This window comes from Comamonas serinivorans, from assembly GCF_002158865.1.
Classification (GTDB): Bacteria; Pseudomonadota; Gammaproteobacteria; order Burkholderiales; family Burkholderiaceae_C; genus Comamonas_E; species Comamonas_E serinivorans.
The window spans coordinates 616,703-632,151 of the sequence record NZ_CP021455.1 but is presented as its reverse complement, the minus strand read 5'-3'; the positions used below and the strand labels follow the sequence as shown (position 1 = coordinate 632,151).

The following is a 15,449-nucleotide window of genomic DNA, read 5'->3' as shown; positions in this document are numbered from 1 at the left end:
ATCAGTGAACTCGGGCCACGTTCCCGGCGCCGCCGGCGCCCGCGGGCCACGCCTTCATTCGAAGCCCTCTTCCACCAGTTCACTGGCGCGGATCAAGGCGCGGGCCTTGACTTCCGTTTCGCGCCACTCCATCTCGGGCACCGAGTCGGCCACCACGCCGGCTGCGGCCTGCACGTACAGGGTCTGGTCCTTCACGATGCCGGTGCGGATCGCGATCGCCACATCCATGTCCCCGGCGTAGCTGATGTAGCCGCAGGCGCCGCCATACAGCCCGCGCTTGGTGGGCTCCAGCTCGTCGATCAGCTCCATGGCGTGCACCTTGGGGGCGCCGGTCAGCGTGCCGGCCGGAAAGGTGGCCTTGAGCACGTCCATGTTGGTCATGCCGGGGTTGAGCATGCCCTCCACGTTCGAGACGATGTGCATGACGTGGCTGTAGCGCTCCACGGCAAACGCCTCGGTGACCTTGACGCTGCCGATCTGCGCGATGCGCCCGATGTCGTTGCGCGCCAGGTCGATCAGCATGACGTGCTCGGCGCGCTCCTTCGGATCGGCCACCAGCTCCTGCTCAGCGGCCCGGTCGGCCTCGGGCGTGGCGCCGCGCGGGCGCGTGCCGGCCAGCGGCCGGATCGTCACCTTGGTGCCGACCGTGCCGTCTGGGTCAGTCTGCTCGGCGCTCACCTGCTCCTGGCGCACCAGGATCTCGGGGCTGGACCCGACGACCTGGAACTCGCCGAACTCGTAGAAGTACATGTAGGGCGAGGGGTTGAGCGAGCGCAGCGCGCGGTACAGCGACAGCGGCGATTCGGTGTAGCGCTTTTGCAGGCGCTGGCCGACCTGCACCTGCATGAAGTCACCCGCGGCGATCAGCTCCTTGGCGCGTGCCACCGCCTTCAGGTAGTCGTCTTTGTGGAACTCGCGCGTGACGGGGTGGCTGCCGGTGGCCTGCACCGGGGGCAGCGACACCGGCTGGGCCAGTTGCGCCCGCAGCTCGCGCAGGCGGCGCTTGCCGCGCTGGTAGGCCTCGGGCGTGGTCGGGTCCACGTAGACGATCAGGTACAGCTTGCCCGAGAGGTTGTCGATGACGGCCAGCTCTTCGCACTGCACCAGCAGGATGTCCGGGCAGCCCAGGGTGTCCGGCGGGCAGCTGGCTTCGAGCTTGCGCTCGATGTGACGCACGGTGTCGTAGCCGAAGTAGCCCGCCAGGCCGCCGCAAAAGCGCGGCAGGCCGGCGCTCAGCGCCACCTTGAAACGCTTCTGGTAGGCGGCGATGACCTCCAGCGGATTGCCGGCATGGCTTTCCACCACCTGGCCATCGGTCACGACCTCGGTCTTGGCGGCGGCGCCGAAGCCCGTGGCCCGCAGCGCGGTGCGGGCCGGCAGGCCGATGAAGCTGTAGCGGCCAAAGCGCTCGCCCCCCACGACGGATTCAAGCAGGAAGCTGTTGCGGCGGTCGCCGGCCTTGTGCGCCAGCTTGACGTAGAGCGACAGCGGGGTTTCCAGGTCCGCAAAGGCCTCGGCCATGAGCGGGATGCGGTTGTAGCCCTGGCTGACCAGGCTTTGGTATTCGAGTTCGGTGATCACGACAGATTTCCCCAGCTTGTGGCACCCGGAGAGAGGTTTGGGTGCCCGTGATTCGGTTCTTCAATGATGCCCTGAGCGCATGACGCGGTTCAGGCCACCTGCGGGTGCACGCTGGGGCATGCACCCAGCTGCGGTCAGGCAAAAAGACGTGCAGGCTTGCGCCAGGGCCAAGCTCCCCGGTCGGTGCAACCTGTGCTGACAACAGCGTGAATGAACATAGGCGCGCAGTTTAACAAGTCTCGCCCGCTGCCCTCGCGCCCGGCTGTCCTGCGGCCGCGAGGGCCTGCGCCACCGCGTCCAGACGGTCGAAGACGGCATCTGCGCCGGCCTCGCGCACGTCGTCGCCGTGGTTGTAGCCGTAGCTCATCAGCACCACGGGGCAGCCGGCGGCGCGCGCGGCGCGCGCGTCGTTGCTGGAATCGCCCACCATGAGCACCTGGGCCGGCGGCAGGCCCAGGGCCTCGCTGGCCTTGAGAAGCGGCAAGGGATCGGGCTTGCGACGTGCGAAGCTGTCGCCGCCATACACCTGCACCACCGCGTCCCGCAGCCCCAGGTGGCGCAGCAAGGCATCCGCCGCGGCCTGCGGCTTGTTGGTCACGCAGACCAGGGGCAGGTTCAAGGCCTGAAGCCCTGCCAGCCCTTCGGGCACGCTGGCATACACCGTGCTCGCCTGGCCGTTGATGCGGGCGTAGTGCGCGTGATAGCTGGCCAGGGCCCGGGCCAGTTCGGTGTCGTCCGGGGGCGCAGCCGACGCCCCGGTGCGCTGCAGCACCGTGCGGACCAGGTGCTCCGTGCCCTTGCCCACCACCGGCTCGATCTGCGCCCGCGTCAGCGGCTCACGCCCCAGCTCGCGCAGCATGCCGGTCAGGGCCAGCTCGAAATCACCCAGGGTATCGACCAGGGTGCCATCCAGATCTAACAGGCAGGCACGGATACCTTCCACCCACAACGCGGCAGTGCTCATGACGACGTCCAACGATTCACAAAGCCGCCAAGCCTAACCGAGGCCAGATGTCCCGACGGCGCGAAACGTCGGCCACCACCTGACTCGCACCGCCAAGGCGCGGCACTGCCAGCACCACCACACGGGCAAGGGAAAGCCGGTGCCGAATCGGCCAGACTGCCCATCCATGCCCCGGCCAGCGCGCTGCGGTCGCCTGGGCAGAAGTGGGCGCGCGTCGCGCGCTGCAGGCCACATCCGGTTGCGATAGGCATAGCCGGCCGTGTCACCTGGGCGAATCGTCACGCGGCCGGCGGCCGGCGTCCGCCCCGCCGCAAAGCCTTGTGCCGCAAGGCCCGCGCGCCGGCCACCGCGGCCGCGCCGCACAGGTCGGCGCGAAGGCCGGCCTGGGGTTTGCCAACTGGGCACCTCGTGCCACGCTGGCCATACTGAAGCAGCCCCTGGCCGTGCAGCGTGGTGCGACACGCGACCCACGGCCGCTTGTCCACCCCCATCCCGGAGCCCCCCTCATGCACCAGCCCAGTTCGCCCCCCACCTCGACCGCCCTGTCGCGCCGCCACGTGCTGCAGGGCGCCGGTGCCCTGGGCGCCGGCCTGGCGGCACCCGCCGTGCTGGCCAACACCGATGCCTTCCCCAAGGGCCCGGTGCGCATCATCGTGACCTTTGCACCGGGCGGTGCCACCGACACCGTTGGCCGGCTGCTGGCCGACAAGCTGTCCAAGACCATGGGCATCACCTTCATCGTCGAGAACAAGCCCGGCGCGGCCGGCATGATCGGCACCGAGCAGGTGGCCAAGGCCACCCCCGATGGCCAGACCTTCGGCCTGGTGCTCAGCGGCGTGGTCTACACCAACCCCTACATCTACACCAAGGTGCCCTATGTGGTCGAACGCGACCTGGCCCTGGTCTACAAGGTGCTGAACTCGTCCGGCATCTTCACCGTGCACCCGTCCCTGCCGGTCAACAACTTCAAGGAGCTGGTCGCCCTGGTCAAGGCCAACCCGGACAAGTACAGCTTCGGCTCCTTTGGCCAGGGCTCCACGCCGCACATGCTGTGCGAGTACCTGCGCAAGACCCAGAACATGCGCATGAACCACGTGCCCTACAAAGGCGAAGCGCCCATGGTGCAGGACCTGCTCGCCAACCAGGTTCAGATCGGCTATGGCAGCGTGGCGGTGCAAAAGCAGCACATCGAGCTGGGCAAGCTGCGCGCGGTCGGCACCGTCACCCCGCAGCGCCTGGAAGCCATGCCCGACCTGCCCACGCTGCAGGAACAAGGCTTTCCCGACGAGGCCTTCCGCATGCCCAGCTGGTTCGCCATCATCGCGCCCAAGGGCGTGCCCAAGCCCCTGCAGGACCGCCTGGCGCGCGAGCTGTCCAAGGTCATGGCCATGCCGGACGTGAAGGAGTCCATCACCAAGATGGGCTATGCCGCGGTGTCCGACTCCAGCCCCGACAAGCTCATGGCCGAGTACCGCGAATGGGCCCCCAAGTGGAAAAACCTGGCCGAGCTGTCGGGCGCCAAGATCGATCAGTGAACGCCCCCGCGCCGCCAGCAGCCTCACGCCGGTGGCGACTGGCCAGGCTTGGCACGAGGTTTGAGCACGCGGCGCCGCATTCGGCGCCACGTAGTGGGTCGGGCGAGACGGGCTCGCCGGCAGTTTCGGGTCTTGGGTGCTTAGGCCTTGCCGACCAGGTTCAGCGAAGGCTCCAGCGTCTTTTCGCCGTCCTTCCACTTGTGGCGACCCAGCCCACCGGGCACGGCCTGGCGCCTGACACGGCGCCGCGCGGGTTCGGGCGCGCGAGGTGAGGTGGGATTGGCATGCGCTGCCGGCGCACACGGCCGAGCGTCACGAAGCGCCCACGTCCCGCACCGACCGTCAGTTCGAGTTCGGGGCCGGGCCGCCACCAAACCGGATGTTGGTGTACTGCATGTCCTCGGGGGCGGGCGGCTCCGGCGGCGCCTTGGCCTTGGGTCCGGCCACGGGCGACACCGCCAGCGGAGGCAGCGCGCTGCCGGCGCCGGCGCTTGCGCTGGCCGGCGACAGCGCCGGGGCCAAGCCGCCGCTCAGGGCGACAGGCGCATGGCCCAGCTGGACCTGCGCGCGCTCACAGTGGATGGCCTGAGGGATGTCCGCATAGCGCAAGGTCGCCAGGCGGCGGTCCAGCCCCAGGCCGAACACGGCCGTCACCCGGTCGTTGCCGAACTGAAAACTGCCATCGCTGCCGTCCTTGAGGCGCGGCAGCAGGTCATGGCCACGCGCGCCATCCAGCGCCACCATGTCCTGGTACAGGCGTGCCTGAAAGGTCAGCCCATGCGTGCAGGCATAGCCATAGGGCGCGATGTCACGCGGCGTGGTGCAGGCGGCCAGCAGCCCCAGCATCCACACAGGCAGTATGAGTCGATTCACGTTATCTCTGAAACGGGAATGCATGCATACCTCGGTGAAGCCTTCGGTTCGCCCTGCCCTCACTTGGGCCACAGCACCCACAGCCGCAGGTTCTGCTTCAGGCGCCCGGCGAACTCACCGGCCTCGGCGCCCCAGCCCGCGAAATAGTCGGCGCGCACGGCGCCGCGGATCGCACTGCCCGTATCCTGCGCCATGACCAGGCGCTGCAGGTTGGCCTGCGGTCCGGTGGTGCTGAGCCACACCGGCGCGCCATACGGAATGCTGCCCGGATCGACGGCGATGGAGCGCCCCGGCGTGAGCGCCACCCCTTGCGCGCCCTTGGGGCCGAACTGGGCGTCCAGCTCGCTCAGCGGCTCTTCGCGGAAGAACACCACGCGCGGGTTGCTCCACAGCAGCTCCTGCGTGCGGTCGGGGTTGGCGAAGATCCAGGCCTTGATGCCCGGCCAGGTGGCGTCGCGCACCTCGCCGCGGTCGAGCAGCCACTTGCCGATGCTCTTGTACGGCTGCTCGTTCGTGGCCGCGAAGCCCAGGCGCACCAGGCGCTGCGCGCCACTGGGCTCGGTCACCAGCATGCGGCCCGAGCCTTGGATCTGCAGCACCATGGCGTCGACCGGATCGGCCAGGTACATCAGCTCCGAGCCGGCCAGCGCCGCACGCGCCTCGGGCAGCGTCTCCATCTGCTGCCGCGTGAACCAGGGCTTCTTGGGCGCCACCCCGGCCGGCGGTCGGTACAAGGGCACGTTCATGCCCGACAGGGGCAGGCGCGAGGCCTGGTACAGCGGCTCGTAATAGCTGGTCAGCAGGCCCTCGGTGCTGGAGCCATCCAGCGGCTCGACGCGGTAGGGCTGCAGGTGCGCCTGCATCCAGCCGCGCTGCTCGTCGGCCGTGGCCAGCGACAGGCGGCGCACGTCGTTGCACAACCGCCCCACCGTGGGCATGGGCCGCTCGCAACTCTTGATCCAGGCGTTCCAGGCCTCGCTCATGTTGTCCTGCGAGAAACCGGGCAGGTCGGACCAGCGCACCGGCGTCCAGCGGCTGGCCGTCTTTTTCACCGGTGGGCCGAGCACCGCCGTGTCCGGTCCCGGCGTGGTCAGGGGTGGCGGCTCGCGCGGCCCCGTGGGTGCGGGCTGGCGCGTGGTACAGCTGGCGAGCATTCCTACAATGAGCGCTCCCAAGACGATCCGAAAACGACGATTCATGTGGTTGATTTTCCTCGAAGCCTTGATGGCCCTGCTGCTGCTGGTCCTGATCGTGTGGTGGACCATGTTTTCGGGCCGAAAACGGGGCGAGCCCAAGTCCCGACAGCCCGCCTCGCCGCGCCGTGAGCCGCAGCACAGCGGCGCCGACGGTCCCTCACCATCGTCGTCCAGCACGACGAGCAGCCCGGGCAGCAACAGCGGTGTCACCGCCGGGACGGCCGCCGCGGCCGTCGGCGCAGCCGTGGCGGCCGTTGGCGCAGCGGGTGTGGTCAGCGCCGCCCAGGACGCCGCGTCGGCCCCCGATGGCGGCGCATCGGATGCGGGAAGCGGCGACGGGGGTGGCGATGGAGGGGGAGACGGCGGCGGTGACGGTGGAGGTGGCGGCGATGGCGGCGGCGGTGACTGAGTCACGCGCGCTCATCATTCAACCATTTAGGGGTATCAGCCGAATGCCGATGAGGGGATGACGATGATACGGCCATACCCCTCACAATCCATGCAACAGCCGCGCCAGCTCAACCGCTGACTTGACGTCCATCTTGGCAAACACGCGGGCGCGATGCACCTCGACCGTGCGCACGCTGATGTCAAGCTGCTCGGCGATCTGCTTGTTCAGCATGCCCTCCAGCACATGGCCCATCACCGCACGCTCGCGCTCGGTCAGCGCGGCCACCTTGTCGCGCAGGCTTTGCCGGCCCTTGTGCTCGGCAAAGCGCTCCAGCGAGAGCTGCAACGCCTGCTCCACGCGCTCGACGAGTTCGTTGTCTGAAAACGGCTTCTCGCAAAAGTCGAATGCGCCGGCCTTGACGGCCTCGACGGCGGTGGCCACCTCGGCATGGCCGGTCAGGAAGATCACCGGCCAGGGCGTGGTCAGGCCGCGCTGCTGCAGGCGCTGGAACAGGCTCAGGCCGGTTTCGCCGGGCATGCGCACGTCGAGCAGGATGCAGCCCGGGTCGCGTGGCTCGCCCGTGGCCGTGAGCCCGCGCTGCGGGTCGGCCAGCATGGCGTCGAAATCGGCGGCACTGCCGAAGCCTTCACTCACGATGCGACGCGTGCGCAGCAGCCACGCCAACGCGTCACGCACTGCCGCGTCGTCATCGACGATGTAAACCGTTGCCCGTGTGAAGTCCATGCGGTCATTTTAGTAACACGTCGTGCGGACAGCCGCTGTGCATCGCCCCACGCCGGATCAGGCCATGCAGGCTTCGGCCACGGTGTCCGGCCGTCGACCCAATGCTTCAAGGCGCCCAGGCACCGCCCCGACCCACCAGGGGCTGCGCCAAGGCTGAGGTCGGGGTGCGCGCCTGCGCCGTCCCGTTGCGGATGACCGTCGGGATGTGAACGCTCCGTGCAGGGCAGGCACCCCGCCGGCGCCGCCTGGCAACACCCGTCGTCAGACCGCGCTCAGGCGGAAGCTGAACACCGTGCCGCGCGGGTTGTTGGGCCGGTGCTGCAGTTCGCTGCCGTGCTGCTCCAGCACCGTGCGGCACAGGCCCAGGCCAATGCCCATGCCCTCGGGCTTGGTGGTGAAAAACGGCGTGAACAGCTTGGCCGCCAGCTCGGGCGAAATGCCGGGCCCCTCGTCGGCCACGCAGAACTCCACCCAGCCGCGGCCCGCCGCCGGCCCCACGCCCACGCCGCCGTCCGCCACACAGGGGGGCGCCACGTAGCTGGCCGTCAGCGTGCAGGTGCCGCGCGGCTCCATGCCTTCCATGGCCTGCATGGCGTTGCGCGTGAGGTTGAGCAGCACCTGCTCGACCATGGTGCGGTTGCAGAGCACGGCCGGCAGGTGCGCCGGCACGTTGGCCACCATGCGCACGTCGAGGTTGCGCGCCTGGATCAGCACCAGCGACGAGATGGCCTCGTACAGCGTGCGCGGGGTGACGGCGCGGCGCGACTGGCTGCGCCGCTGCACGAAGTCGCGCACGGTGTTGATGACCTTGCCGGCGCGCGCCGACTGTTCGGCGATGCGCTGCATGGCGACCTGCACCTCGGCCAGCAAGCGGCGCAGCTCGTCGGCGGTTTCGTCGTGCTGGCGCGACTTGAGCAGGTGCACCGAGCCGTTCGCGTAGCTGGCGATGACGGCCAGCGGCTGGTTCAGCTCGTGGCTGAGCATGGACGCCATCTCGCCCACGCTGGCCAGCCGCGCCGAGGCCTGCAGGCGCTCTTGCGTGGCGCGCGACAGGGCCTCGGCCTTGCGCTGTTCGGTCAGGTCGATGACGGCGCTCATCCAGCCCGTCTGGCGGCCGGTGCCGCTGATCAGCGGCGCCTCCATCACCAGCACCGGAAAGCGCTCACCGCCCTTGCGCATGAACTCGGTTTCGAAGCCATCGCGCGGCGGCAGGTGACCATCGCGTCGCAGGCTCAGCCGCCGCGCGTATTCAGCCCACTGGTCCGGCGGCCAGTACGGCGCCGGATCCCCTTTACCTAAAAGCTCTTCCGGCGAAAACCCGACCATGCGCGCAAACGCCGGGTTGGCGTAGGTGATGCGTCCCTGCATGTCGCGCGCGCGCAGGCCGGTGCTCAGCGAATCCTCCATGGCGGTGCGGAAGGCATAGGCCTCTTCCAGCGACCGCTCGGCCCGGCCGCGCAGGCGGATGTCGCGCGAGAGCATGACCATCACGGTCACCAGCGCAATCGACATGAAGGTCACCACGCCCGTCATCACGTTGGGGATGACATCGGGCGCACGCCGCCAGCCGTGGATCTGCAGCATCAGCGGCACGCCGGTCACGTCGAACATGTGGCGGGCGGCGAACATCTGCGCCCCGGCCCGCACCTCGCCCACGGCCGACAACCGGGTGCCGTCGGGGTCGTTGAGCGCGACCTCGTGGTGGCGCAGCACCTGCTCGTCCACGGTCTCCAGCAGCAGGCCGCGCAGCGAATAGGTGGCCACGGCATAGCCGATCAGCCGGCCCGACAGCATGTGCGGCTGGCACACGTCCATCAGCTCCAGGCCGAAGCCGGCCTGCAGCGCCTGGAAATAGCTGTTGCCGTAGACCGCCGAACCACGCCGCGCGGCCGAGGCGCAGGCCAGCGCCAGCTCGCTGCTGGCGTCCTGGCGCGCGTCTTCGCGGAACACGGGGTTGCGGTAGGGCGAGTCTTCGGCGCGCACCAGGCGCAGCCGCGGGTCGCGCCACTCCAGGCGCACCACCTCGCGCTGGCGGCGCAGCAGCTGGTTGGCCGCCTCGTGCCAGTTGTCATCGGGGTCTGCGTCCTGCGTGGGCAAGGCGTACACGGCCTGCAGGTTGCGCGCCAGGGCCGCACGCAGGTTGCTCACCGAATCGGCAGCCGTGCGGTCCAGGGTTTCCTGCACCTGGTCGATTTCGTGCAGGCGGGCCAGCCAGATCATGGTCGCCATCATGGTCAGCACCAGGGCCGACAGCACCAGCCACAGGCGCCAGCGCTCGTCGGTCAGGGCCCGGGCCAGGCGGCGCCCCACGCGGCGCGCGTAGCGCCACATGGCCGCCACGGGGTTCACCGACTCGCTCATGCGGCCGCGCCCCTCACCGGCGCCGAGAACGCGGTGCGGTGGCTGAGCGCCGGCAGCTGGCTGCGGCAGCGCGCCAGCTCGGTGGCGTCCAGCTCGGCCACGGCCATGCCCCAGCCTTGCGCCTGCACGGCCAGCACCTCGCCCCAGGGCCCCACCACCATGGCATGCCCCCAGGTGCGGCGCCCCGATTCGTGCACACCGCCCTGGGCGGCCGCGATCACGGGGCTGAGGTTTTCCACCGCTCGGGCGCGCAGCAGCAACTCCCAGTGCGCCTGGCCCGTGGTGTGGGTGAATGCGGCCGGCACCGTGATCAGGTCAACGCCTGCATCGGCATACTGCCGGTACAACTCCGGAAAGCGCAGGTCATAGCAGACCGATAAGCCCACACGCCAGCGGTGGCCATCGCGGCTGGGCAGGTCGAAGTACACCGGTTGCTGCCCACGGCGCAGCACGCGCGCTTCGTCGTAGGCCTCGTGCTCGGTCGCGAACCGGAACAGGTGGATCTTGTCGTAGCGCGCCACCCGCGAGCCATCGGGCGCATGCACCAGGCAGCTGTTGAACACGCGCTGCGGGTCGCCGGGGACGCGCAGCGGCACCGTGCCGCCCACGATCCACAGCCCGTGCTCGCGGGCCTGGGCCGCCAGCCAGGTCTGCATGGGGCCGCCGTCGCCATCCGCTTCGGCCAGCGCGAGCTTGTCGGTGTCGGCCAATCCCATGAGCACGAAGTACTCGGGCAGCACCGCCAGCTCGGCGCCAGCGGCGCGCGCCAGGGCCAGCAGCTCGGCGGCACGCGCCAGGTTGTCGGTCAGACGCGGCGTGGAGACGGTTTGGAGGGCGGCAACTCGCATGGTGAACGGAGGTGAACAGGTTCTGGGGGCGATGGCTCGGGCGCCAAGGGCACCGGCTGTCGGCGGCAACGGGTCTCTCGGGCCACTCCGTCATGATCATCTTCATGCCACGGGGTATCAAGCCATCCTCGTTTTTTTAACAACGGAAAATTGGCCATACCCCACGAATGTTCATTCAACGCTTCGACACAGGGCCACGGCAGCCACCCGCTGACCCGCGTCTTTCATGGCGGGATGCATGGACCACCTGGACCCAACGGCCGGAGCGGCAAGCCGAATTGTGCGCCAGCCCCGTGCGGCCCACGGCCGCGCAGGTCAGCGGGAACGGCGGGACCGTGCGCGGTGGACCAAGCCAGACCGGCGGGCCGTGCGCATGTCAACGGCAACCTGCTGGCCCAAGCCCAGCATGCATCCCGGGTGGCGATGCAATGCGTTTTCGGGCGACCTGGCGTCTCGCCTCACCATGAGGTATCAAGTCCTTCTCGTTGTCACCCAAATGGCTGCAAGCTGGTACATCGCCCGTTGAGGGCAGCACCCATCGCCCGCGATCCAGACTTCACACACACCACCCGACGCGAGACGCGGCCCGCCGTCCAGCAGGCCAATGTCGCCAACAGGTTCCGCGCCCAAGCCTGTCCAGGCTGCCAGACGCTCACCGGCGCGCGTCGCCCGGCGCGGCCACCTCGGCCGGCGTGGCCAGGCGCGTCACCTCCGGCTCGGCCCAGGTGCCGGTAACCTGGAACACGCGCGTGTTCGCCTCGTTGATCTGTTTGCCCAGCACCAGCTGTGCCAGAAAGGCGCCAATGCCCACGGCGGGGTTGATCACCGTGGCCACCAGCGCGGCGCCACCGGCATCGATGCGGGGCGCCACGACCACGCGCAGGTTCTGCGTGGCCTTGACCAGGTTGGCCTCGCCCTCGAGCAGCACGGCCGCGTTCACGCCCTTCATCTGCAGGTTGTTGGTCGTGGCCTGGCCGCGGGCCAGGCGCGCGTCGCCGCGGATGAAGTCGTAGGCGAAGCCGTCGCTGAACACGTCGCGAAAATCAAGCGACAGGCGGCGCGGCAGCGATTGCAGGCTGAGCACGCCGAGCAGCTTGGCCAGGCCCGGGTCCGCCTTGAGGAACTGCCCTTTCACCACGTCGACCTTGAGGTGGCCGTCCAGGCTGGCCGGATCGGGCTGCAAGGGCGAGCCGGCCCACGACAGCGCGCCAGTGATTTCGCCCTGCCCGCGGCTGAGCACGCCGGGCATGCCCAGGCGGCCCAGCAGGCGGCCGGCATCGTCCACCTGCAGCGTGAACGAGAGTTCGGTGTGGCGCTGGCCGCGCACATCGGCCGGCTGCCAGGCCCCGCTGGCCTGCAGGGTGCCCCCGGGGCCGGCCAGGCTCATGCGCTCGATCTGCCAGACGTGGCGGCCGGACTGGCTGCCCTGGTTCGCGGCCCGGAACGTGAACTGGCCCAGTTGCTTGTCGCCGATGCGCAGGTCCTGCACCACCAAGTCCATGCCCGGCAGGCGGCTGGGCGACTGCCGCAGCAGCTCGGGCTCGGGCTCCAGCGCCTCCGACGCGCCGGCGCTGCCGGCCGGCACGTGCAGTTTGCTCAGGCGTGCATGCAGGCGGCCCGCGCCGTCATCGCGGTAGCTGATCTGGCCGGCCACCACGTCGGAATCGAGCATCAGTGCCCACTCCTGCCCCTGGTGGGTGCCGCGCAGGCGCAGGTCGGCCAGCGACTTGCCCTCGAGCTGCAGGTGGCGGGCCTGCACGTCGAACGCCACGGGCGCATAGGGCGAGGCGCCGAGTGGCGCCGGTCCGGTGGCACGGGTGGCGTCTGAGCCGGTCTTGGGGGCCTCGGTGCGAGCCGGCCCGGCCAGAGACGCTGCGCCAGCAGCTGGAGTGCTGGGCGCTGAACCACCGGCCGCCGGCGCGCTCACCAAGCGGCTGGGGGCCGAGGCGGCCGGCAGCGGCGCTGGCACCGTCGCCCCCGCCGTGGCCGCGGGTGCTGTGGCCTGACCCAGCACGCGCTGCCAGGCGTCCAGGTCCACCGTGTCCAGCTCGGCGCGCACCCCCACGGCGCGTGGCAGGTCGGCCTGGGCAACGCCGGCCGCGGCCCCACCCAGGCCGATGAGGCCCGCGCGCACCTCGGTGCCCGTGGCCGTGTGGTGGCGGGCGTAGCGCGCGTGGGCCAGCTCGGCCAGCGTGACGTTCAGCTCATCGGCGTCGCCTTCGCGCGGCGTCACGGCCACGTGCAGCGGCCAACGCGCATCGGGCGCTTTGTGCAGCGGCGCGGGCAGGTCCAGGCCCATGCCGAGCAGGCTGCTGCTCACATCGACCTCGGTGCGCCCGTTCAGCACGGCGTAGCGCACGCGGTAGTCGGTGTCGCCCTGGACATGGGCCAGCAGCGGCGCCAGCGGCCGCAGCATGTCGTCGCCCCGAAGGCCAGCCGCCGTGGCGTGCCCCTGAGCCTCGATGACGGTTTGCGTGCCCTCGGGCTGGGCCCGGGTGCCGCCCGTCAACGCCACCGCGCCGCCCAGGGCCTGGGCCTGGGCGCCATCCAGCGAGAACCCGTGCTCGGTGAACAGCACCCGGCCCTGGGCCTGGCTGAGCAGGGGCACGTCGTCGCGCAGGCGCAGGGTGTTGCCGCGCAGGCCGACCTCGCCCTTCACCGTCGCCTGTTCGATGTGCGCAATCGGCAGGCCCAGCTCCAGGCCCAGCCCCAGGGTGCCGCTGGCCTGCATGCCCTCCAGCGCGCCATGCAGCCACTGCGCCACGGGCGATTGCTGCACGAACGCCAGCCCCTCGCCCGCCGAGCTTTCGCCCTTGGCCTGCACGCGCACGTCGGGGTGTTCCAGCTGGGCGATGCCGGCCTCGATGCGCGCGAAGCGGATGCTGGGAAAGCCCCGCACGCGGCCGCTGGCCTCGCGCACCCGCATGCTGTCGCCTTCGAACTCCAGGTGGCCGGACAGGTGTTCGAGCACCGGCCAGGCCGGCTCCTGGGCATGCTGCAGGTAGCGCGGCACGTAGTTGAGCACCACCTGATCCACCGGCGCGACGATGCGGAACAGCCCTTGCTTGCTGCCCGGAAACGGGAAGTGGGCCAGGTCCCCGCGCACCGTGGCCTGCACCTTGCGGGCCTGCCCCGCCACCACCGCCTCTTTCACGTAGCGCAAGGCGTGCTCACCCACCGCGCTGGGCAGGTAGCGGTACACCCGGGCGCCGTTGGCCTGGCTCAGCTCGCCCGACAGGTCCAGCTCGCCCGGAAAGCGCGACTCACCCGGCGCCAGGCTGGCGCTGGGCTTGGTGCGCCAGCGTGCGGTGAAGCGCCCCTGCGCATCGGCGTTGCGCAGCGTCAAGTCCTTGACCTCGAGCGCGATGTCGTCACCGGCCAGCGTCCAGCTCACATCGGCCGCCAGGGCGTCGAGCGGGATGTCCGGCTCGACGAACACCCCCGGAAAGCTCGCCATGCCGCCTTGCATGCGCAACTGCGCCGAACCACCGCGTTCGGACAGGTCGAAGTCCACGTCGGCACCGCGCAGGCCGGGCACGCCCGCGTGGTGCTCGACAGCCGGCGGCAGCGCCGGCACAGCCAGGGCGCGCACGCTGCCCTGGGCGCTGTAGGCCAGGGGCTGGCCGCCCTCCCGGTGCCAACGGGCCTGCAGGTTCTGCACGCGACCGCTGACGGGGTGGTCGTGCAGGGCATCGCGCACCTGGGCATCCAGCGGCACCGCGTTCAGCACCTGCCGCAAGGCCGCCAGGTTGACCTGCTGGGCCTGCAGCTCACCCACGCTGCCGTCCGACCGCTGGGTGGCCAGCCGAACGCGGGCGTCGGACCAGCGCTGCCCATCCGCCGTGGCAAAGCGCAGCTGCTCGCCACGCAACACGAAACCCTCGCCCTCGGCCTGCGTCTGCCAGACCACGCGGCCCGCCACGTCGCGCAGGTCCAGCGGCGACAAATCCTTGGCGAAACGGGCGGCCACGCGCTGCACATCGAGGTCCACCGTGGCCTGCGTCAGCAGGCTGCGCTTCAGATCGAACCAGACCCGCACCGCGCCCTGGGCGGCCTGCAGGTCGATGCCCGCGTCGACGTGGCGGCGCAGCGCGGCGACATCGAGGCTGGGAAAGTCGGCAAACACCTGGCCGCTGAGCTGCCGCGCATCGGCCGAAGCCCACAGCGGCGTGCGCAGGTCGGCCTGCCAGGTGAAGCGCTGCCCCCAGGCCGGCGGCGGCGTGGCCGCCAGAGCCAGGCGGTGGTGTCGGTGCTCGTTGGCCAGGCTCACGTCCACCGCCTGCAGCTGCAGCGGCTCGCCGCCCAGGCGCTCGTCGAGCCAACGCACCTGCCCTTGCTGGATCTGCAGGTGGCGCTGCTTGAGCAGCAGGTCGGCCCACGCCATGTCACTCGGGGTATCGGGGTTTGTCGTTGGCAATGCAAACCCACCGACCCAATACTGCCCAGCAGTGTCGCGGCGAACCTCCAGCTCGGGCCGCACCGCACGCAACTCATCGAACGACAGCTGCCAGGCCGACCACGGCGTCACGGCCACCTGCAGCTCGCGAAACTGCAGCGCGGCCGCGCCCGCCTGCGCCGCGCTGGAGGCGCCCGTCGGTTCGCTGCCGGGTTTGAAGAGCTGCACCTGGCGCAGCGTGAAGCGCGAGTGCCAGCCGTTGGAGCTGCCCGAGATCGCGCCGATGTCCACACGCACCCCGAGACGTTGCGAGGCCCAGTGGGCGATTTCAGGCCGCCACTGGTCGATTCGCGGCACAATCCAGACGCTCAGCAGCGCCCAGGCCAACGCGGTGACCACCGCTGCCACGCCCAGCGCACGCAGGCTCCAGCGCAACAGGCGCGCCAACCAGCGCACATAAGGAGGGGAAATGGCAGCAGACATGAACAAGCGGCACCGTGTCGCTTGTCCGGGCTGCCGTCCAAGCCGGCCGCGCCCGCGGCACAGTGTGGGCATTATCC

Annotated in this window: 10 protein-coding genes; 2 read left to right on the top strand and 8 right to left on the bottom strand. The window is 70.3% G+C overall.

What is annotated here, in order from left to right:
- Positions 1 to 54: 54 nt before the first annotated feature.
- Positions 55 to 1,581, bottom strand: a complete 1,527-nt coding sequence (gene trpE / locus CCO03_RS02670) for an anthranilate synthase component I (protein WP_087276909.1) — start codon at positions 1,579 to 1,581, stop codon at positions 55 to 57.
- Between the two features lie 229 nt (positions 1,582 to 1,810).
- Entirely contained in the window at positions 1,811 to 2,545 is a 735-nt protein-coding gene (gph, locus tag CCO03_RS02665; RefSeq protein WP_087276905.1) for a phosphoglycolate phosphatase, read from the bottom strand.
- Positions 2,546 to 3,051: 506 nt separating this feature from the next.
- Here gph and CCO03_RS02660 point away from each other — a divergent pair.
- The gene (locus tag CCO03_RS02660) at positions 3,052 to 4,080 is read left to right on the top strand and encodes a Bug family tripartite tricarboxylate transporter substrate binding protein (RefSeq protein WP_087276902.1); all 1,029 of its coding nucleotides are present in this window, start codon (positions 3,052 to 3,054) and stop codon (positions 4,078 to 4,080) included.
- A 342-nt stretch (positions 4,081 to 4,422) separates the two neighbouring features.
- Here the strand turns inward: CCO03_RS02660 and CCO03_RS02655 are convergent, their stop codons facing one another.
- Together CCO03_RS02655 and mltA are read right to left on the bottom strand one after the other, a co-directional pair.
- The gene (locus CCO03_RS02655) at positions 4,423 to 4,953 is read right to left on the bottom strand and encodes a hypothetical protein (protein ID WP_157667458.1); all 531 of its coding nucleotides are present in this window, start codon (positions 4,951 to 4,953) and stop codon (positions 4,423 to 4,425) included.
- 59 nt (positions 4,954 to 5,012) lie between these two features.
- The gene (gene mltA, locus CCO03_RS02650; RefSeq protein WP_087284025.1) at positions 5,013 to 6,218 is read right to left on the bottom strand and encodes a murein transglycosylase A; all 1,206 of its coding nucleotides are present in this window, start codon (positions 6,216 to 6,218) and stop codon (positions 5,013 to 5,015) included.
- Between mltA and CCO03_RS20140 the strand changes: the two genes are divergently transcribed.
- Positions 6,151 to 6,558, top strand: coding sequence for a hypothetical protein (locus tag CCO03_RS20140; protein ID WP_157667457.1), 408 nt, complete (start codon positions 6,151 to 6,153; stop codon positions 6,556 to 6,558). The two genes, mltA and CCO03_RS20140, sit on opposite strands and share 68 nt — an antisense overlap.
- Before the next feature lie 81 nt (positions 6,559 to 6,639).
- On the opposite strand, the gene CCO03_RS02645 is transcribed toward CCO03_RS20140, so the two are convergent.
- From CCO03_RS02645 to CCO03_RS02630, 4 genes are all read right to left on the bottom strand, one after another.
- On the bottom strand, positions 6,640 to 7,284 hold the full coding sequence (locus tag CCO03_RS02645) for a response regulator transcription factor (RefSeq protein ID WP_087276895.1): 645 nt from the start codon (positions 7,282 to 7,284) through the stop codon (positions 6,640 to 6,642).
- A 261-nt stretch (positions 7,285 to 7,545) separates the two neighbouring features.
- Entirely contained in the window at positions 7,546 to 9,645 is a 2,100-nt protein-coding gene (locus CCO03_RS02640) for a two-component system sensor histidine kinase NtrB (protein WP_087276892.1), read from the bottom strand.
- Complete coding sequence (locus tag CCO03_RS02635) at positions 9,642 to 10,493, bottom strand: carbon-nitrogen hydrolase family protein (protein ID WP_087276889.1); 852 nt, start codon at positions 10,491 to 10,493, stop codon at positions 9,642 to 9,644. The genes CCO03_RS02640 and CCO03_RS02635 overlap by 4 nt, the downstream gene beginning before the upstream one ends.
- Positions 10,494 to 11,145: 652 nt before the next feature.
- Entirely contained in the window at positions 11,146 to 15,372 is a 4,227-nt protein-coding gene (locus tag CCO03_RS02630; protein WP_157667456.1) for a YhdP family protein, read from the bottom strand.
- Positions 15,373 to 15,449: the final 77 nt, after the last annotated feature.

Bases quoted from the DNA above. Each gene is read 5' to 3' on its own strand.
- gph (WP_087276905.1), bottom strand. From the start codon at position 2,545: ATGAGCACTGCCGCGTTGTGGGTGGAAGGTATCCGTGCCTGCCTGTTA.
- CCO03_RS02660 (WP_087276902.1), top strand. From the start codon at position 3,052: ATGCACCAGCCCAGTTCGCCCCCCACCTCGACCGCCCTGTCGCGCCGC.
- CCO03_RS20140 (WP_157667457.1), top strand. From the start codon at position 6,151: ATGTGGTTGATTTTCCTCGAAGCCTTGATGGCCCTGCTGCTGCTGGTC.
- mltA (WP_087284025.1), bottom strand. From the start codon at position 6,218: ATGGTCCACCACACGATCAGGACCAGCAGCAGCAGGGCCATCAAGGCT.
- CCO03_RS02645 (WP_087276895.1), bottom strand. From the start codon at position 7,284: ATGGACTTCACACGGGCAACGGTTTACATCGTCGATGACGACGCGGCA.
- CCO03_RS02640 (WP_087276892.1), bottom strand. From the start codon at position 9,645: ATGAGCGAGTCGGTGAACCCCGTGGCGGCCATGTGGCGCTACGCGCGC.
- CCO03_RS02635 (WP_087276889.1), bottom strand. From the start codon at position 10,493: ATGCGAGTTGCCGCCCTCCAAACCGTCTCCACGCCGCGTCTGACCGAC.
- CCO03_RS02630 (WP_157667456.1), bottom strand. From the start codon at position 15,372: ATGTCTGCTGCCATTTCCCCTCCTTATGTGCGCTGGTTGGCGCGCCTG.